This window comes from Nitratidesulfovibrio liaohensis, assembly GCF_011682075.1.
GTDB lineage: Bacteria > Desulfobacterota > Desulfovibrionia > Desulfovibrionales > Desulfovibrionaceae > Cupidesulfovibrio > Cupidesulfovibrio liaohensis.
The window spans coordinates 1-15,385 of record NZ_VSMK01000550.1 but is presented as its reverse complement, the minus strand read 5'-3'; the positions used below and the strand labels follow the sequence as shown (position 1 = coordinate 15,385).

Annotated in this window: 13 protein-coding genes and 1 pseudogene; 11 read left to right on the top strand and 3 right to left on the bottom strand. The window is 50.7% G+C overall.

Annotated features, from left to right (window positions below; translation table 11 throughout):
• The 7 genes and pseudogenes from FVW27_RS15680 (at position 1) to FVW27_RS15650 (ending at position 9,860) form a co-directional block, all read left to right on the top strand.
• Positions 1–963 carry a glycosyltransferase gene (locus FVW27_RS15680; protein WP_167126881.1) on the top strand — a complete coding sequence of 321 codons (963 nt, stop codon included), beginning with the start codon at positions 1–3 and terminating at the stop codon, positions 961–963.
• Positions 960–3,314, top strand: coding sequence for a glycosyltransferase family 4 protein (locus FVW27_RS15675; RefSeq protein ID WP_167126878.1), 2,355 nt, complete (start codon positions 960–962; stop codon positions 3,312–3,314). Before FVW27_RS15680 ends, FVW27_RS15675 begins: the two co-directional genes overlap by 4 nt.
• A gap of 18 nt (positions 3,315–3,332) precedes the next feature.
• Positions 3,333–3,521 carry a DUF1156 domain-containing protein gene (locus tag FVW27_RS21270; protein WP_167126952.1) on the top strand — a complete coding sequence of 63 codons (189 nt, stop codon included), beginning with the start codon at positions 3,333–3,335 and terminating at the stop codon, positions 3,519–3,521.
• Between the two features lie 34 nt (positions 3,522–3,555).
• A protein-coding gene (locus FVW27_RS15665; protein ID WP_341806162.1) for an IS3 family transposase occupies positions 3,556–4,700 on the top strand; the annotation gives its coding sequence in 2 pieces (ribosomal slippage) (positions 3,556–4,639 and positions 4,639–4,700; 1,146 coding nt in all).
• 50 nt (positions 4,701–4,750) lie between these two features.
• On the top strand, positions 4,751–6,148 hold the full coding sequence (locus tag FVW27_RS15660; protein WP_167126875.1) for a class I SAM-dependent methyltransferase: 1,398 nt from the start codon (positions 4,751–4,753) through the stop codon (positions 6,146–6,148).
• Complete coding sequence (locus FVW27_RS15655; protein WP_167126872.1) at positions 6,149–8,266, top strand: sulfatase-like hydrolase/transferase; 2,118 nt, start codon at positions 6,149–6,151, stop codon at positions 8,264–8,266.
• Positions 8,267–8,806: 540 nt separating this feature from the next.
• A pseudogene (locus tag FVW27_RS15650) lies at positions 8,807–9,860 on the top strand (IS3 family transposase).
• A gap of 23 nt (positions 9,861–9,883) precedes the next feature.
• Here FVW27_RS15650 and FVW27_RS20995 read toward each other — a convergent pair.
• The gene (locus FVW27_RS20995) at positions 9,884–10,150 is read right to left on the bottom strand and encodes a transposase family protein (protein ID WP_341806161.1); all 267 of its coding nucleotides are present in this window, start codon (positions 10,148–10,150) and stop codon (positions 9,884–9,886) included.
• Between the two features lie 477 nt (positions 10,151–10,627).
• Between FVW27_RS20995 and FVW27_RS15640 the strand changes: the two genes are divergently transcribed.
• A complete protein-coding gene (locus tag FVW27_RS15640; RefSeq protein WP_167126870.1) occupies positions 10,628–10,840 on the top strand; it encodes a hypothetical protein in 213 nt (70 codons plus the stop codon).
• Between the two features lie 198 nt (positions 10,841–11,038).
• Here FVW27_RS15640 and FVW27_RS15635 read toward each other — a convergent pair whose 3' ends face one another.
• Positions 11,039–11,635, bottom strand: a complete 597-nt coding sequence (locus tag FVW27_RS15635; protein ID WP_167126867.1) for a YagK/YfjJ domain-containing protein — start codon at positions 11,633–11,635, stop codon at positions 11,039–11,041.
• A 572-nt stretch (positions 11,636–12,207) separates the two neighbouring features.
• Between FVW27_RS15635 and FVW27_RS15630 the strand changes: the two genes are divergently transcribed.
• The 3 genes from FVW27_RS15630 to FVW27_RS15620 all read left to right on the top strand — a co-directional run bounded on the left by FVW27_RS15630 (position 12,208) and on the right by FVW27_RS15620 (position 14,205).
• Entirely contained in the window at positions 12,208–13,395 is a 1,188-nt protein-coding gene (locus FVW27_RS15630; protein WP_167126864.1) for an IS256 family transposase, read from the top strand.
• 193 nt (positions 13,396–13,588) lie between these two features.
• Positions 13,589–13,831 (top strand): type II toxin-antitoxin system Phd/YefM family antitoxin, encoded by a 243-nt coding sequence (locus FVW27_RS15625; protein ID WP_167126861.1) that lies wholly within the window; start codon positions 13,589–13,591, stop codon positions 13,829–13,831.
• Positions 13,828–14,205 (top strand): type II toxin-antitoxin system VapC family toxin, encoded by a 378-nt coding sequence (locus FVW27_RS15620; RefSeq protein ID WP_167126858.1) that lies wholly within the window; start codon positions 13,828–13,830, stop codon positions 14,203–14,205. Before FVW27_RS15625 ends, FVW27_RS15620 begins: the two co-directional genes overlap by 4 nt.
• Before the next feature lie 394 nt (positions 14,206–14,599).
• On the opposite strand, the gene FVW27_RS15615 is transcribed toward FVW27_RS15620, so the two are convergent.
• Entirely contained in the window at positions 14,600–15,160 is a 561-nt protein-coding gene (locus tag FVW27_RS15615) for a tyrosine-type recombinase/integrase (RefSeq protein WP_167126855.1), read from the bottom strand.
• Between the last annotated feature and the right edge of the window lie 225 nt (positions 15,161–15,385).

The window sequence follows — 15,385 nt, the reverse complement described above, 5'->3', positions numbered from 1 at the left end:
ATGTCCGAGCATTTGGTTTCCATTGTCATTCCAGTATACAACGGGGCCAACTATCTGCGCGAGGCCATTGAATCGGCGCTTGCACAGACCTACCCACACTGCGAAATATTGGTTGTCAATGATGGCTCCACCGATGGTGGAGCCACCGAAGCCATAGCCTTGTCCTATGGCGAGCAAATTCGCTATTTTGTCAAGGAAAATGGAGGGGTAGCCTCAGCACTGAACATGGGTATTGAGAACATGCGTGGCGATTTTTTTTCATGGCTTTCGCATGATGATGTGTACATGCCTGAAAGGTTGTCACATCAGATCGATTTGCTCAGTCGCCTGTCGTCCCCCCCCGAACAAGCCTTTGTGTTTTCCAATTTCGCCTATATTTCGGCCCAAGGTCAGCACTTGTGGCCTGCGCATGAGGGCACAGTGCCCCAAAATATACATCCCATGCTGGCTGTTTTTCAACAGTGTATCAACGGCTGTACCGTGCTTATTCATAGAGACCTGTTTTCCAGTGTTGGACTTTTCAAAGCCCTTCCCACAACTCAGGACTATGACATGTGGTTTCGCATGGCACGTAGGGCAAAATTCATATACTCTCCTGAAATAACCGTATTATCACGTTTGCATGACAGTCAGGGTTTTCGCACGGAAGCGGCACGGCAGGAGGCCGATGTGCTTTGGTTGCGCTTGTTGCATGACATTACTCCTCAGGAAATATGCGCTTTTGAAGACTCAGAAGAGACTTTTTTTGCACATATGGGAAAGGTGTATGGGAGCATGGCGTGCAGGGCTGCCTACTGCCATGCATGGTCACGTGCCACAGCAAGAGAGCGCTGGCTTTGGCGCTTGAAGCCACAGGTTTTGCTCAAGGAAATCATGTATCACTGCGGCATTTTGTATAAAGTACAAGAGTGGAGATCAAGAAGAAGAATTATTGCGGAAAATGAGCGTGGTGAGCGTAAATGAAGCATTGTCTTTGTATTACGCATATCATTGAAGCGGCCTTTGGCGGGGCGGAAACTGTTGTGCAGACTCTTGCCCATACGCAACATTTGCAAGGGCATGATGTGCTGTGTGTCCTCATCCTTGCTGCATCCAATCGCCATAATGTGGATTTCTTTATTCAGGCTGGAATACCCCATGTCGTTGTAGAAAAGAAGCAGGGGGTATTGCCATGCAACGTGGACGGAAAAATTCGCATGGCGCGTTGCATCGCGGCAGAGCTACGCCCGCGCCGCCAGGGGATTGTTCATCTTCACTTGCCTCTTGCGGCTCAGGTGGGGCGGGTGGCAGATCTGATGGCCTCCTGCCCGTACGTGGTCGAAACAATTCACGGATACGCAGATTTTTATACTTCCTTTCTGTGGAAACGCTTCTTGTTTCCACTAATGCGCCGCTCTACAAAACAATTTTTCTGCGTCTCAGCCTCTTTGCAAGAGCGTATGCGCCAGGTTGCAAAAATTTCCTCCGCAGTAATTCCCAATGCCATGCGTTTGGTGGATTGTCCGCTTTCGGCCACTGATGCAAGGCGCGCTTTGCACATTCCTGATGATGCCTTTGTAGTCGGATACTGTGGTCGGTTGGAGCCGGAAAAAAATGTTACAACATTGCTTCGTGCGATGGCGCATGTTCCTGACGCACTTCTTGTTATTATTGGTGATGGAAGCCAGATGGATGCACTGCGCAGGCAATCAGCCGATATGGGAATTGCACCGTGCTTTGTAGGAATGTTGCCCAATGCAGCACGCTATTTTAAAGCTTTTGACGTTCTGTGCCTGCCGTCTCTTCATGAGGCCCAAGGTCTTGTGCTATTAGAAGCCATTGCCTTGCATGTGCCTGTTATTGGCAGCAATACGCAAGGCATAGCAGAAACACTTGAGCACGGACGTTACGGTTTGCTGCATGATCCACTGGATTTTATGCATCTTGCTGAACATATCAATTTTGTGAAGCATAATCGGGCATCAGCAATTGCAAAAACTGTCCTCGCGCACAAAAAACTTTCGCTGACCCTGCAACCGCAGCGCCAGGCACAGCTCTATGCTGAAGGTTATAGCGCTGTTCTTCATCCTCAAAAGCCCAAGGAGGCCCTGTCGAGGTTGAAGCATGCTGTTGCAACCTCCGGATACTATGCCACTTTCATAAAGGCCAGAGCTTACGTGAAACGCGTTTTGGGCAGAGTACGCCGCATGCTTCTAGCTTCGTCGGCTGTTCCGCGGAGCATCCCTTTCAGGGGACATGCTCCACTGTGTGTTATTATCGATCATGATGCTGGTGGCGGCGCCACAGCCTATCGTCAGCGCATGACAGAAAGCCTTTTGCAGCAAGGCCATGCAGTGCTTCTTTGGCAGTATATGGTGGGAGTTGGGGGCTACCTTTTTACATGGCGTTTGCAGCAGAAAGTGTGCACCTTTCGCGCACGACACCTTGAGCAAGCTTTGCTTTTTATTGAAGCCGCTACTCCCGAAAAGATTTTTTTTAACAACATGGCTGGTTGGCCCAGATTGGGCGATACGCTGCAGGGCGTGGTAAACTTATGTCGTGGCTCGACACAGTTGGAAATATTTCTCCATGATTATTTCATTTTGTGCCCTGCCTATCAGCTTCTTGATGTGTCTGGAGCATTCTGTGGAGTGCCTTCGGATATGTCTCGCTGTGACACATGTTTGCCCTGCCAGATTTCTGCAATGGCCCACAGGGACACCAGAATCGAAAAATGGCGTGCTATGTGGGCTCCCTTTCTAGATAAGGCGCAATGCATCATTGCTCCCGATGCCAGTGTGCAGGCATTGTTTGACAAGGTGTACCCGAACAGTGCGGAGCGAATCCTTATTGTGCCGCATTCTCCTTTATGCGATTGGTTGCCCCTTCCAGAGCAGAAAATTAAAAAAGAAGCTGTGGTGGGGGTGATTGGAAACATTACAAGGCCCAAGGGGGCGGGACTGGTGGAAGACTTGGTACGCCTCATGGAGCAGCAAGCAGTACCCATGCGCGTGGTTGTCATAGGAGTGCTAGAAAGCTCCTTGCGTCATCCCCTATTACACGTGACAGGGACTTATAATCATGATGATCTGCCGGACTTGCTTATCAAGCACGGCGTTTCCGCATGCCTGGTACCTTCTCCCTTACCGGAGACCTTTTGCTATGTGGCGCAGGAAATCGAGATGCTGGGACTGCCCTTGGTTTGCTTGGATTTGGGTGCTCAAGCAGTGAGGGCGCGTAACTATGTCAAGGGGCTGATTGCTCCAACCCCTGATGCTGCCGGCTGTCTTCAATCTCTCAGGAATTTGCACAGATTTAGCCTCTCAATTAGTTGAACTTATCGAAGTTGCCTCCTGCTGGACAAAATCAACGCGGCTGCCCGTGAGAAATCCATTCGTTATGGGCACCCCAACACATTGCACATCTGGTGGGCATCCATTAGTGATAGGCAAGCGCTTTTCTGGATACGCCAAAGTTGCGTATCGCGGGTCGATGAAAAATGCACATCGCTTTCATGTCCTTTTTGCCAGTACAAATTGTAGCCCTCCCCTAGAATAGGTCCATTGAAAAATAGAGATTTCTGATCAAGATTGCCTCACGGAGGGCACGAGGAAGAAGTCTCGATTTTCAGAAAGCCAAATCATTCGGATTTTGAAAGAAGCCGAAGGCGGTCGCAAGGTCGTTGATATTTGCCGTGAAAACGGCGTGAGCCAAGCCAACTACTACCAGTGGAAGGCCAAGTTCGGCGGCATGGAAGCTTCGGATATCCGCAGGCTCAAGGAGCTTGAAGAAGAGAACAGCAAGCTCAAGCGCATGTTCGCCAATCTCAGCCTCGAGAACGAGGCCTTGAAGGACGTCATTGCAAAAAAAGCTTTGAGGCCAGCCGAGAAGCGCGATCTGGCGGATTTCATGCACAGCGAGCATGGCCTCAGTGAGCGGCGGTCATGCGCTGCGCTGGGGCTTAGCCGGACAGTGTACCGGTATGAGCTCAAACCGAGAGATGATTCGCCGATCATTGAAGCGCTCCTGGGACTGGCCGACAGGTATCCTCGTTACGGTTTCGGCAAGCTGTTCGCGGTATTGCGCCGACACGGTTTTCGCTGGAACCATAAACGCGTCTACCGGGTATATTGTCTTTTAAAGATGAACCTCCGGCGCAAAGGCAAGAAGCGCCTGCCCTCGCGAAACCCGCAACCACTGGCGGTTCCGCCATGCGCGAATGTCTGCTGGTCCATTGACTTCATGCATGACGCATTGGCTAGCGGTCAAAGGTTTAGGACTTTCAACGTGCTGGACGACTTCAGCCGTGAGTGTTTGACGATCGAAGTTGATACGAATTCGCCAGCGGCAAGAGTCTTGCGGGTTTTGGACCGAATAGTGGCTTGGCGCGGGCTGCCTGCCAAATTGAGAATGGATAACGGGCCGGAGTTGGTTTCCGTGCTGCTGGCCGACTGGGCCGAGAAGGACGGCGTGGCATTGGAGTTCATCCAGCCAGGCAAGCCCACACAGAATTCGTACATTGAGCGGTTCAACAAGACCTATCGGGAAGAGGTTCTGGACTTCTACCTGTTCAAATCCCTTACAGAAGTGAAGGAAATTACGGAGAACTGGCTGCGGCAGTACAACGAGGAGCGACCCCACGAATCTCTTGGCGATTTGCCCCGGCAGAGTTCCTCATGAAAAATTCACCCAAGGAAGTCTCTACTTTTGCATGGCACTAACTTGGGGAGGTTTACAATACTTTTAACTTTTTCATATACGGATAATCATAATGTTTAATAGCACTCAGCGCATCTGCAAACCCCATCCAGCTTCGTTTCGTGACCCTGATGGATATGTTTTTGAACAAAATGGGATCTATTATCGCCTCGTGTCCGCTTCATATGCCGCAACTTATACCGCATTGATGGAGAGTGGCTGCTATGCAGCATGCATTGAACAAAAACTTTTGCTTCCCCATGAAGATGTAAGTGTTGCATTTGCGTGTGCTGAGGGTGAAAAAGTTTTGCTCCCAGAGCAAATTTCCTGTGTCAGTTATCCTTATGAATGGAGCTTCAGCCAACTTCGATCCGCTGCCCTGTGTACGCTCGAAATCCTTCAGTTGGCCCTTGCGCATAACCTCACACTGAAAGATGCATCCGCTTATAATGTAACCTGGCATCATGGTCGCATGATCTTTTTGGATACACTTTCATTCACGGTTTATAATGAAGGCCAACCTTGGGCAGGTTACAGGCAGTTTTGTTCGCATTTTCTTGCACCACTTGCGCTGATGCACCATACAGATATGCGGTGTAACTCCTTATTTTTGCGACACCTAGATGGCATTCCTCTTGATTTAGCTGTCAAACTGTTGCCTTGGCATACAAAACTATCCCCATCGCTGGCTTTGCATATTCATGCCCACGCTTCGTTACAAAGCAAGAATGCAGATACCAGAAAAAAAGTCGCTGTTACTGTCAGTAAGAAAACGCTGAGTAACCTTTTTGAGAGCCTCCATCACCTGATTCTTGGTTTGAAAACACCAAAGGTGAAGACCGAGTGGAGCAGCTACTATAGCGATACTAATTATTCAGAGGCTCAAGCAAATCAAAAACAAACCATTATAACTGGATGGTTGCAAAGGTTAAATCCAACGCGAGTGCTAGATTTGGGTAGTAATGACGGTTTCTATAGCCGGGTTGCAGCAGACCATGCCCAGGAAGTTCTGTCTGTCGACATCGATCCCATAGCCGTTGATGCAAATACACAGCGATGCTTTGCAGAAAGTTCCACGCGCATTCACCCTGTTCTTGCAGATATTACCACACCATCACCGGGCATTGGATGGAATGGTGCTGAGCGTGCATCGTTTTTTGAACGCATGCAGGCCGACTGCGGTATGGCGCTAGCCTTGGTACACCATCTCGTTGTTGGCAACAATGTTCCGCTTACTAGCGTCTTCAAGTGTTTACGCCGCTTGGCTCCAGTATGGATTGTAGAATTTGTGAGCAAGGAAGATTCGCAGGTGCAACGATTGCTGTGCAATAGGCCAGATATTTTCCCGCAATATACACAACAGGGCTTTGAACAATGTGCCCAAGAGTTTTTCACCATTGAATTCTCACATCAGATAACCGACGCACACCGCACACTCTACCTTTTACGTGTGTGCGCAAAGGGAGAGTAAATGTTGCATAAGTCTTACGAACGAGTGCCTGAATGGGTTCGCCTATTTGCTCGCCTTCTGGGCGTGGCGATACCGCTTTGCTGCCTATTTACGGTGTTCAATCCAGCATTAATCTTTTTTCAACAAGACTTATATCCCCTTGCAGCTTCGTTCTGGATGAATTTGCTGGGAATAGGACTTGCAACCGCGCTGGGTTTGTCTGTAACTCTTCTTCCTTTACAATTTGGCCTGTATCGATGGAAAGGCAGGGCTGTAACGCATGTTGCCCAAGCATTCCTGTCAGCCTGCTTTGTTGTTTTTTTCTTTGCAACAGTTTTTTATCCTCAAGCCAGCCCTCTACAGGATGGTTCCACAGCGACCGAGCCAACTGTTCTTGATATGCTCTCGTTGTACATTGGATATGGCATCGCTATTTTTGCAACCACCGTCTTCGCTCTTAAGCAAGCGGCTCTGCTCCGACGCCTTGCGTTCATGGCTGGTTTGTTTTGTTTTGGCCTGAGCACCTATGTAGCTGCAATAACAGTTTATCAGGAAAGCCAAATCACCTACCTTTCTGAAGAAACAGATCTTTCTTTTGGGAGCAAAAAAAATATTATCGTTATTGTAGCGGATATGCTTCAAGGCACATCAGTGGAAAAAGTTCTGGAGTTGTATCCAGAGTTGAAAGAACAACTCCCCGGCTTTACGGCTTATACGAGGGCTATAAGTCCCTTTCCTTTTACAAGCTTCGCTCTACCGGCCATCCTCAGTGGCAAAGTATACGCTTCTGACGAAGAAGTGCCCACATTCAGAAAAAATCTTAATGCCGCACACGCAGATTCCTTTATCACGGATGCGCAGAAGGTCGGTTATGATTTGCTTGAACTTGGCTTTATGCACTTATCACATATCCGGGTAAGAAGCGAAAATCCTTGGGAATTAAGCTTCGAGTACCTCGCACATGTGATTGATTTGAGCATGTTACGTAATTTCAGGAAAAAATTTTTCAGATTTGATGCTTTTAGTATACGCATTTCATCAGAAGTGCTTAAATGGAAAGAGCAAGGTGCATATGGCTTCAACAAACTTCTAAAGCAATCGATCGGACATGTCGAAAATAAGCTTATATTCCAGCACAACCTTCTTCCACATGCTCCAAGCGTTATATGGGAAAAGGCCAATGGAAGAGTGACTTGGCAACCAGCACAGCAAGAGGGACAAGAAACTTACATCCAAGAAATCCGCTTTTTTGTACAGCAACTTGGTGATCTGTGTTCTCACCTCCAGCAACTTGGGATTTATAACGATTCTTTGATTATCATTGTAGCAGATCACGGAACGTATCTCAAATATGCTGGCATTACATCAACAGACGACTTTGATGGCGAAAAAAACGTTTTTTGGAGACAGCCAGGCCAGCAATATAACTCTGCTATATTTGTCAAGCGTCCCGGCGCAGAGAATACACCTGCGAATCTTTCGCGAAGCACACAAACAACTTTAGTTGCCAGAAAGATTATCCGAAAGGAGCTTGGTTTGCCCGAGATGCCCCTTGAGAATGCCGGGATTCCTGTAGTTGCCTTAATAGATCCTAACGCAAAATTGTCTCCTTTCTTCTCTGCTGCAAGTCATCATCTTACGGAGGTGGTAGATGGCTTGAGCTCTCTTCCAGCGCTGATGTGTGATCCAAAACGCGCAATTATCGATTACACAAGAATTGCGCCAGCCCAAACTCTTCCATTGCAAAACATCCAAACCTTTTCAGGATTGACTGCGAAAGAACCCGGCGGTGCGTGGATTCACGGCGATCGTGGCGACATGGCTCTGGATCTTTCCCAACACCCCAAAAGCACTGATGCCATACTGGCATTTTCTATCGAACCATTGGTGAACCCACAACACCCAATGCAACGACTTCAGGTTGAAGCAAATGGAACCTCACTCGTGGAGATGCGCGTTAGTACTGGGATGACAAAAGCTCAAATCACGCTTCCCTCTTCTATACTCGAATCTGCACAAGGGAAAATATTGTTAACTTTCAAAGCCCTTGATGCTGTTTCGCCAAAAATTCTTGGAATGTGGGATTTTGACGGCAAAGTTAGTGTCTTTTTTAGAGATGTGACCCTACTCAGCAACTGATGCACCTCTGTCACAACGTAAGGCAGCTGATAAAAGCTTCACAAAATACAGGAGAATAATATGCCTACTCTCGCTTTCAAATCTACTGTCTACGCCGTTGCGGCTTGTTTTGTCATGGCAACACCTGCCCACGCGTACATTGACCCTGGAACGGGTAGTATGCTGTTGCAGGGCTTGGCTGCGGGCTTACTTGGGGTAGGCGTCTTTTGGAGAAGAATTGTAGCTTTTTGCAAAGACATTTTTCAAAAGCGTTAGCCTGCGTCGACAACCTGTGTGACATAGCACGGATTATTGCTTCGCCCCCCCTGTGGAGAATTGTTCACTGACCTGCATGAAGTCAATGAATCAACAGACATTCGCGCATGCGGACTGCATCGTGAACGATTGGAAAGATGATCTTGCCGCCCGCGTCGAGAACGGCCTTCATCGCATTGTCGCATATCCACGAAGGGAGGAATGAACTTGCCCACTGACCTGCCCGGCACTTTTCAGACCGGCCGAAACTTGAGATAGTTTTCTCCCTCAACCACGAGGGAACCGATGAAAAAGGGACGATTTTCCGAAGAGCAGATGGTCGGCATTCTGCGAGAAGCTGACCGTAGTCCAGTGGCCCAGGTGGCCAAGAAGCATGGAATCAGCGAGCAGACGATCTACGCGTGGCGCCAGCGGTTCGCAGGCATGTCCGCCGATGACGTGAAGCGGCTACGCTTGCTGGAACAAGAGAACACGCGGCTGAAGAAGATACTTGCGGAACGGGACCTTGAAATCGAGGTCATGAAGGAAATCGCTGCAAAAAAATGGTAGGCCCACCCGTCCGACGCATCCAGGTGGCATACGCTAGGAGTCGCGGACTTTCACAACGCAGGAGTGTGCGCTGTCATCCACTTCCCGGTCGTCGCTCCACTGCGAGTCACGGCTGGAGGCTCGGGACAAGTCCCTGATGGCGGCGATGTCAGGTCTAGCTGCGACGTATCAGCGCTTTGGATATCGCCGGATCAACGTGTTCATGGAGCGTCTGGGTCATGTCATGGGTGCCGACAAGGCGTTCCGGCTTTGGTGCAAGGCCGGGTTACAGGTACCCAGGAAGCGGCCTCGGAAGCGGATTGCAGCGTCCCGTCTGCGACCACAACTGCCGATGGGTGCAAACGAACTGTGGGCGTACGACTTTGTCTACGACGCCTGTGCAAATGGTCTGCAGATCAAATGCCTGACCGTGGTGGACGAATACACTCGCGAATGCCTGGCCATAGACGTTGCCGGGAGCATCAGGTCGGGCCGGGTGATTGAGGTGCTGTCCCGCCTGTCGAAGGCTCTGCTCAAATGGGCGGCTCGGGAGTCTCTGAATCTGGCTCTGATTGAGCCTTGCAAGCCCTGGTAGAACGGTTTGAACGAGAGTTTTAACGGCAAATTTCGCGACGAATGCCTGTCAATGGAATGGTTCCGGTGTCGGGCCGAGGCGTGCGTAGTGATCGAGGAATGGAGGCGGCACCACAACTCCGTTCGCCAACATTCAAGCCTGAACAACATGACGCCCGAACACTTTTGTCGGCAGCAGGGAAAAAACCTGAACCGTGGGGAAACCCTCAAGAATTGAGTGGTCCGAAGAAACCCGGCAGGTCACCCGGTGATGCGCAGGATGCGCCGAGCTCCCGTGACGGTTGCGCATTCGGTCAACACGTTGATGCTCAACAGTTCCATAAGCAAGGAGAAACGGCCTTTGCTCTCAGCCCATGGCACTTTGACCTGCAGCACGCCGTGCTCAGGGCAGTCCACTCGCGGAATCCGTGTGCTCAGGAACGTCTTGAACTGGCACGTGTCCAGATGACGACAGGTCCGTGGCTCGGCATGGTCGCGGCAAGTCAGACCCCGTCCGCAAATCGGCACGCATATCGGACTCCATGGCTGCGCTCAACTCGGATGTCCACCCGGCCTTCGAACGTGTCCAGTTTAACAGCCTCGACAAACCATGGCTCGGCCAAGCCGAGAATCCGCGAATACAGGACTGTGTCCTTCATGGGAGTCCTCCGTGGAGGACTTTAGCCGGTCAGCTACCCACGGAAAACCCGGAAGAGCCAGATTAAGGGCCATGAGTTGAAATTCCCGCGACAAGAGCAACCGATTTCTATAGGGTTTTCTGGCAAGCTAGCTACATGATAAGTCCAGAAAATCAGCTACAAGCCGAAGTGGTGTAAATACAAATGCAACAAGACGTAATCGGTGTCACGTTCGATGTGCAAATCAATAGCGGTACAATATCTATAAAGCCACAGCGCGCTCATTTTTGGCAACGTCCTTACGCATGCTGTACCTTCGCTTCCATGGTTTCTCGCCACGATAGCCATGTGCGTATAAAAAACATTAATGCACGATGAATATCTTAATATTGCCTTTGTGTACGACGTCATTGTCTTTGACCATGGTGACATCGTGAGCATATGTTCAAAAAACAAAGTCACACCAATCGATGAAATGTCAGATATAATACATGTGTATCATGTAGAAAATAAAGAAAATTTGGCTAAGAAGATTAAAACACTGCTTGAAGATGCATACGGCTGGGCACATATTGGTTGATTTTTGCATCTCTTCCAAAAGCGACTCTCGGCCCGCACAGCATGCGCTGGAAGTGTTTCTCGCCGATTTGTCATACTTGTTTCTCCATTGAGTGCCAAAGTGATTGAGGCCTGCAACTAGACAGGCTTATTTCAGCATGTATGCAAAGTGGGTCCTGTTGACCTTGCCCTCGCATGGGCTTTTTTCGGTTGTTCACCATTAAGTTGGCAATGAACTCGCTCCCCATTCTCTCACGTTTAAGGGGGCATAGCCCTTGGTCCTCGTCTTGGCCAGATAGCTGGCCCACTCCACGCATCTCTCGATGTCTCGTTCATAGCAGGCATCATGACGATCCAGGTGGATGAAGTCAGGATGTGAGCTACCATCTCTGCTTCTGTTGCATCTCTTTAATAATCCAGGATAATTGATCCCCAATGCTCTCTGCCAAAGGGCATCAGCCTTCTCCATGTGGTTCCAGCTGTGGCATGTGAGATTTCCATTTAGCAGCAGCATTACGTGGTAATGCTGGTGTTTTTCTCTGGATTGTTCACGTGCCCAGACGTACTGGAAGGCTATCCCCTTGCGGGATAAATAGCGTGTAAAGCTGTTGAAAAAACGCTGAATGTCGTCATTTCCACGGGATGAATAGAAGTCTCTCGGATATCGTAAGTCAAAGCGAATGAAGAGCACTCTGCTGAATCTACTCGTCATGTATTCAATGCGGTCAATGATGGCATCGAGGATATCACGACGACAGGGTTTGTCGTCATATGCTTGAACTGGGTAGCCTCTGTAGGTATTTTCTGTGATAAACAAGGTGTACTCCTTTGTTTGGCTATTGAATTAATGAGATGTGTTATTTGTTACACAAAAACAAGCCGACACTTGTGATGTCGGCTCTTGCTATGGCTAGATTTGGCTAGCTGTTGATGTGTTGATATTGCTTGGGATTAGTGCGTGTGTTTAACTGCTGATCATTGTTTATATGTATATGTATGAGTGTTGATATTTTTATGTATGTGATAATGGTAAGTTGTGTTTATGTATTAAGTAAGATATGTAATTAATACTATTAATAATATATAGATATAAGAGAGATAATACCATTTTAGCATGTGTAGTTGTGGAATATAAAATCGATATATTTGGTGTTTATGTGTTTAAAATAGATTGCTGCTGAAGTTTTTGTATGATGGTTTTTTGTCAGACTTATTTTTTACATACTGTGTATACAGAGATGGTATTCGCCTGACACTGCTGCCGTGTTTGGTGTAACCCCCAGATAACGTACAGAATTTTTCGCACATTCAAAAAATGGAAGTAGCCCGCCAAGTTGGTAAGGTTGGTCAAGACCAATCAACCACCATACCACCAAGGAAGGCTACGAGATGAGCAGTACCAAGGAGCAGGGTAAAAAGAAACTGTCCGTGCTCGCCGTGGATGAGGCAGAATTGCGGGGGCATGTGGCTGAGGTTGTCCGGCAGAGCGTGGAGGACACCCTGAACGGCCTTCTTGATGCTGAGGCCGACGCCTTGTGTCAGGCCCGGCGCTACGAACGCAATGCGCAGCGGGCCAGCACCCGGTCGGGAAGCTATCAGCGCGAACTCCAGACCACGGCTGGAACCGTCCGTCTCAAGGTGCCCAAGCTGCGCCACGTGCCGTTTGAAACCGCCATCATAGAGCGTTATCGACGCCGTGAAAGTTCCGTGGAAGAGGCTCTGGTGGAGATGTATCTGGCAGGCGTTTCCGTGCGCCGGGTCGAGGACATCACGGAAGCTCTGTGGGGCAGCCGTGTCAGCCCGAGCACCATAAGCGATCTGAACCAGAAGGTTTTCGAGCGCGTGGATGCCTGGCGCAACCGCCCGCTGGTTAGCGAATACCCGTATGTCTTCGTGGACGGCATCTGGCTGAAGCGCTCATGGGGTGGCGAGGTTCAAAATGTGTCGGTCCTCGTGGCCATCGGCGTCACGACCGACGGATATCGCGAAATTCTTGGCGTGGCCGAAGGGGCACGAGAGGACGCCGAGAGTTGGCGACAATTTTTGCGTGGTTTGCGCAGTCGCGGCCTCACCACGATCCGCTTGTTGGTGTCCGACAAAAGCCTTGGGTTGCTGGAGGCTTTGGGCGAATTCTATCCCGAAGCGCAATGGCAACGTTGCATCGTGCATTTCTACCGGAACGTGCTGCACACCGTGCCACGAGGCAAGGCCAAGGATGTGGCGCGCATGCTCAAGGCCATCCATGCCCAGGAAGACAAGGAGGCCGCACGGCAAAAGACCGCGGAAGTCGTAAACAAACTGCGTACCATGCGGCTTGAAAAGGCATCCCGGATCGTGGAAGACGGATGCGATGAAACCCTGCCGTTTTACGGATTTCCTCCGGAACATTGGCGCCATATCCGCACGAACAACCCTCTGGAACGCCTGAACCGGGAAATCCGACGCCGCACCCGCGTGGTTGGCAGTTTTCCGGATGGTCACGCCGCCCTCATGCTTGTGGCGGCCCGATTGCGCTACATGTCAGGCCAGAAGTGGGGCACGGAACGATACCTCAATATGCGCCTGTTGCAGGAGTGAAAAGAAGAGACAACACCGCGCCAACTGGCGGCTACTGAAAGTGCGCAAAATTCTGGACACTACCAACCCCCACCGGAGGGTCGATAGCTATTTTGGGCTTGCTGACTCGTCCGGCACCGGGAGAGCTTTTCTTGACTTCGGACTAAGCTCTAGCTAAGTCTAAATGGACAAGGAGTATCGTATGGAGGTGGCTATGAATATCGTCCCCATGCATCAGGCCAAGAGCTCTCTGTCGCAGTTGGTAAAACGTGCGGCAGGTGGTGAAACCATTTTCATCGGCAGCTATGGTCGAGCAGAGGCCGTCCTTAAGTCGGCCGCAAGTGCTAAGCCTAAAAAGCGCCTTGGTCTTCTGAAGGGCAAGCTGAAAGTCCCCGACGATTTCGACACTCCTCTGCCGCCGGAACTTCTCGCGGCGTTTGAAGGGAGCGAGGAATGAGACTGTTGCTGGACACCAACGCGCTGCTCTGGGCGTTGACCGATTCCCCGCGCATTGAGCCTGTTCGGGAGCTGTTGCTTGCTGATGAGAACGAGGTCTTTGTCAGTTCCGTGTCTTGGTGGGAGATCGCCATCAAGACACGCATCGGCAAACTTGATGCCGAGTTGTCCGTGCTTCGTGCCGCAGCGCAGGAGAGCGGCTTCCTTGAGCTTCCCCTTCTTGGTGCGCATGCAGAGATGCTCGCGACCCTTCCGAGGCACCACAACGACCCCTTTGACCATATGCTGGTCTCCCAGGCTATGGCCGAACCCATGCGGCTGATTACCGGCGACACGGTGCTCTCCAGTTACACGCCGCTGGCGCTCCAAATTTGAAGGCGTTAAGGGGGACGTGCCTCTCGCTGAGCGTGCGGGGGGCATTCACTTGCCCCTGTCTTGCCTGTGGGAAGCCGGACAAGCAATTGGGGGGGCAAAGGACCGGAGGTGTGTGGTCCGCAGGTGATGCCATGTTGCCACGTTTGACCGACGAGTTGACGGTGTCGAGGCGTGGCAGGCAGACTTGACGAGTCGTGGGTTCTGTTGGCTGTATCTGTAATTTCAGTGTGTTAGACGTCTTGGCAGGGCTTGGCGTCATGGGTTGAGTATCGTTTCAATTTTTCAATGAAAACGCTGTGTTGGGAGTTTTTGGGTGTGTCTAGCTAGAGCCTTCCCCTTTAGGGGAAGGCTCTAGCAATTGGCAGGTAGGTGCGCGGGTAAGCCGAGGAGGGGGCTATTTGCTGAGTCTGCCCTGTAGGCTCATCGCTGCGGCCCTGATAGTATCGGGGCTGAGGTGCGAGTAACGCTTGGTCATCTCAAGCGTGGTATGCCCCATGAGTTCGGCGACGGTATACAGCGGTGTGCCGCTTTGCACGAGCCAACTGGCGAACGTGTGGCGCAGGGTATGGAAGACCACGCGTTGCCTGGTGTCGCTGACCCCTTCGTTGAGACCAAGTTGCTCGACGACGCGCTCGAAGGTGTCGGATACCCAGTTGCGCTTGGCTCCGTTCTGGGCCGGGAAGACGTACTCTGTGCCGTTCGGGACCTGGGAGCGCTCCGTGAGCATCGCCCGGACCTCGTCGGTCATGTACGCATGCCTGCTGTGTTTGTTCTTGGGGTCGCGGATGTAGATGGTCGCTGCAGTGAAGTTGAGGTCCGTCCAGGTGAGCGCATGGATTTCACCGGCCCTGAGGCCGCAGAAGAGGGAGAGTAGGGCGCTGTCGTGGGTGTCCTGCGATCTTTTCTTGAGCTCCGCGAGTAGGGTGCTTGCTTCGGATTCCGTCAGGAAGCGCATCCGCCTGTTGTCCTTGCGAGGTTTCTTGATGCGCGTGCAGGGGCACTCTCCGCTCACGATTTCATGATTCCGGGCCATGCCCCAGACTTGGGAGATAAGTAACCGTCCAGACAACCCCACCTTTTCAGGCGAGCGGTCATCAAGTAGACATCAGTGAACTGGCTTAGACCGGGTTGTTCTTTGACATGCCTTGCGGCAGCAGGGCCTTGAGGTCGTCCTGGCTGC

Coding starts and splice junctions, on each gene's coding strand:
- FVW27_RS15680 (WP_167126881.1), top strand. CDS start 1: ATGTCCGAGCATTTGGTTTCCATTGTCATTCCAGTATACAACGGGGCC.
- FVW27_RS15675 (WP_167126878.1), top strand. CDS start 960: ATGAAGCATTGTCTTTGTATTACGCATATCATTGAAGCGGCCTTTGGC.
- FVW27_RS15660 (WP_167126875.1), top strand. CDS start 4,751: ATGTTTAATAGCACTCAGCGCATCTGCAAACCCCATCCAGCTTCGTTT.
- FVW27_RS15655 (WP_167126872.1), top strand. CDS start 6,149: ATGTTGCATAAGTCTTACGAACGAGTGCCTGAATGGGTTCGCCTATTT.
- FVW27_RS15640 (WP_167126870.1), top strand. CDS start 10,628: ATGCACGATGAATATCTTAATATTGCCTTTGTGTACGACGTCATTGTC.
- FVW27_RS15630 (WP_167126864.1), top strand. CDS start 12,208: ATGAGCAGTACCAAGGAGCAGGGTAAAAAGAAACTGTCCGTGCTCGCC.
- FVW27_RS15625 (WP_167126861.1), top strand. CDS start 13,589: ATGAATATCGTCCCCATGCATCAGGCCAAGAGCTCTCTGTCGCAGTTG.
- FVW27_RS15620 (WP_167126858.1), top strand. CDS start 13,828: ATGAGACTGTTGCTGGACACCAACGCGCTGCTCTGGGCGTTGACCGAT.
- FVW27_RS15615 (WP_167126855.1), bottom strand. CDS start 15,160: ATGCGCTTCCTGACGGAATCCGAAGCAAGCACCCTACTCGCGGAGCTC.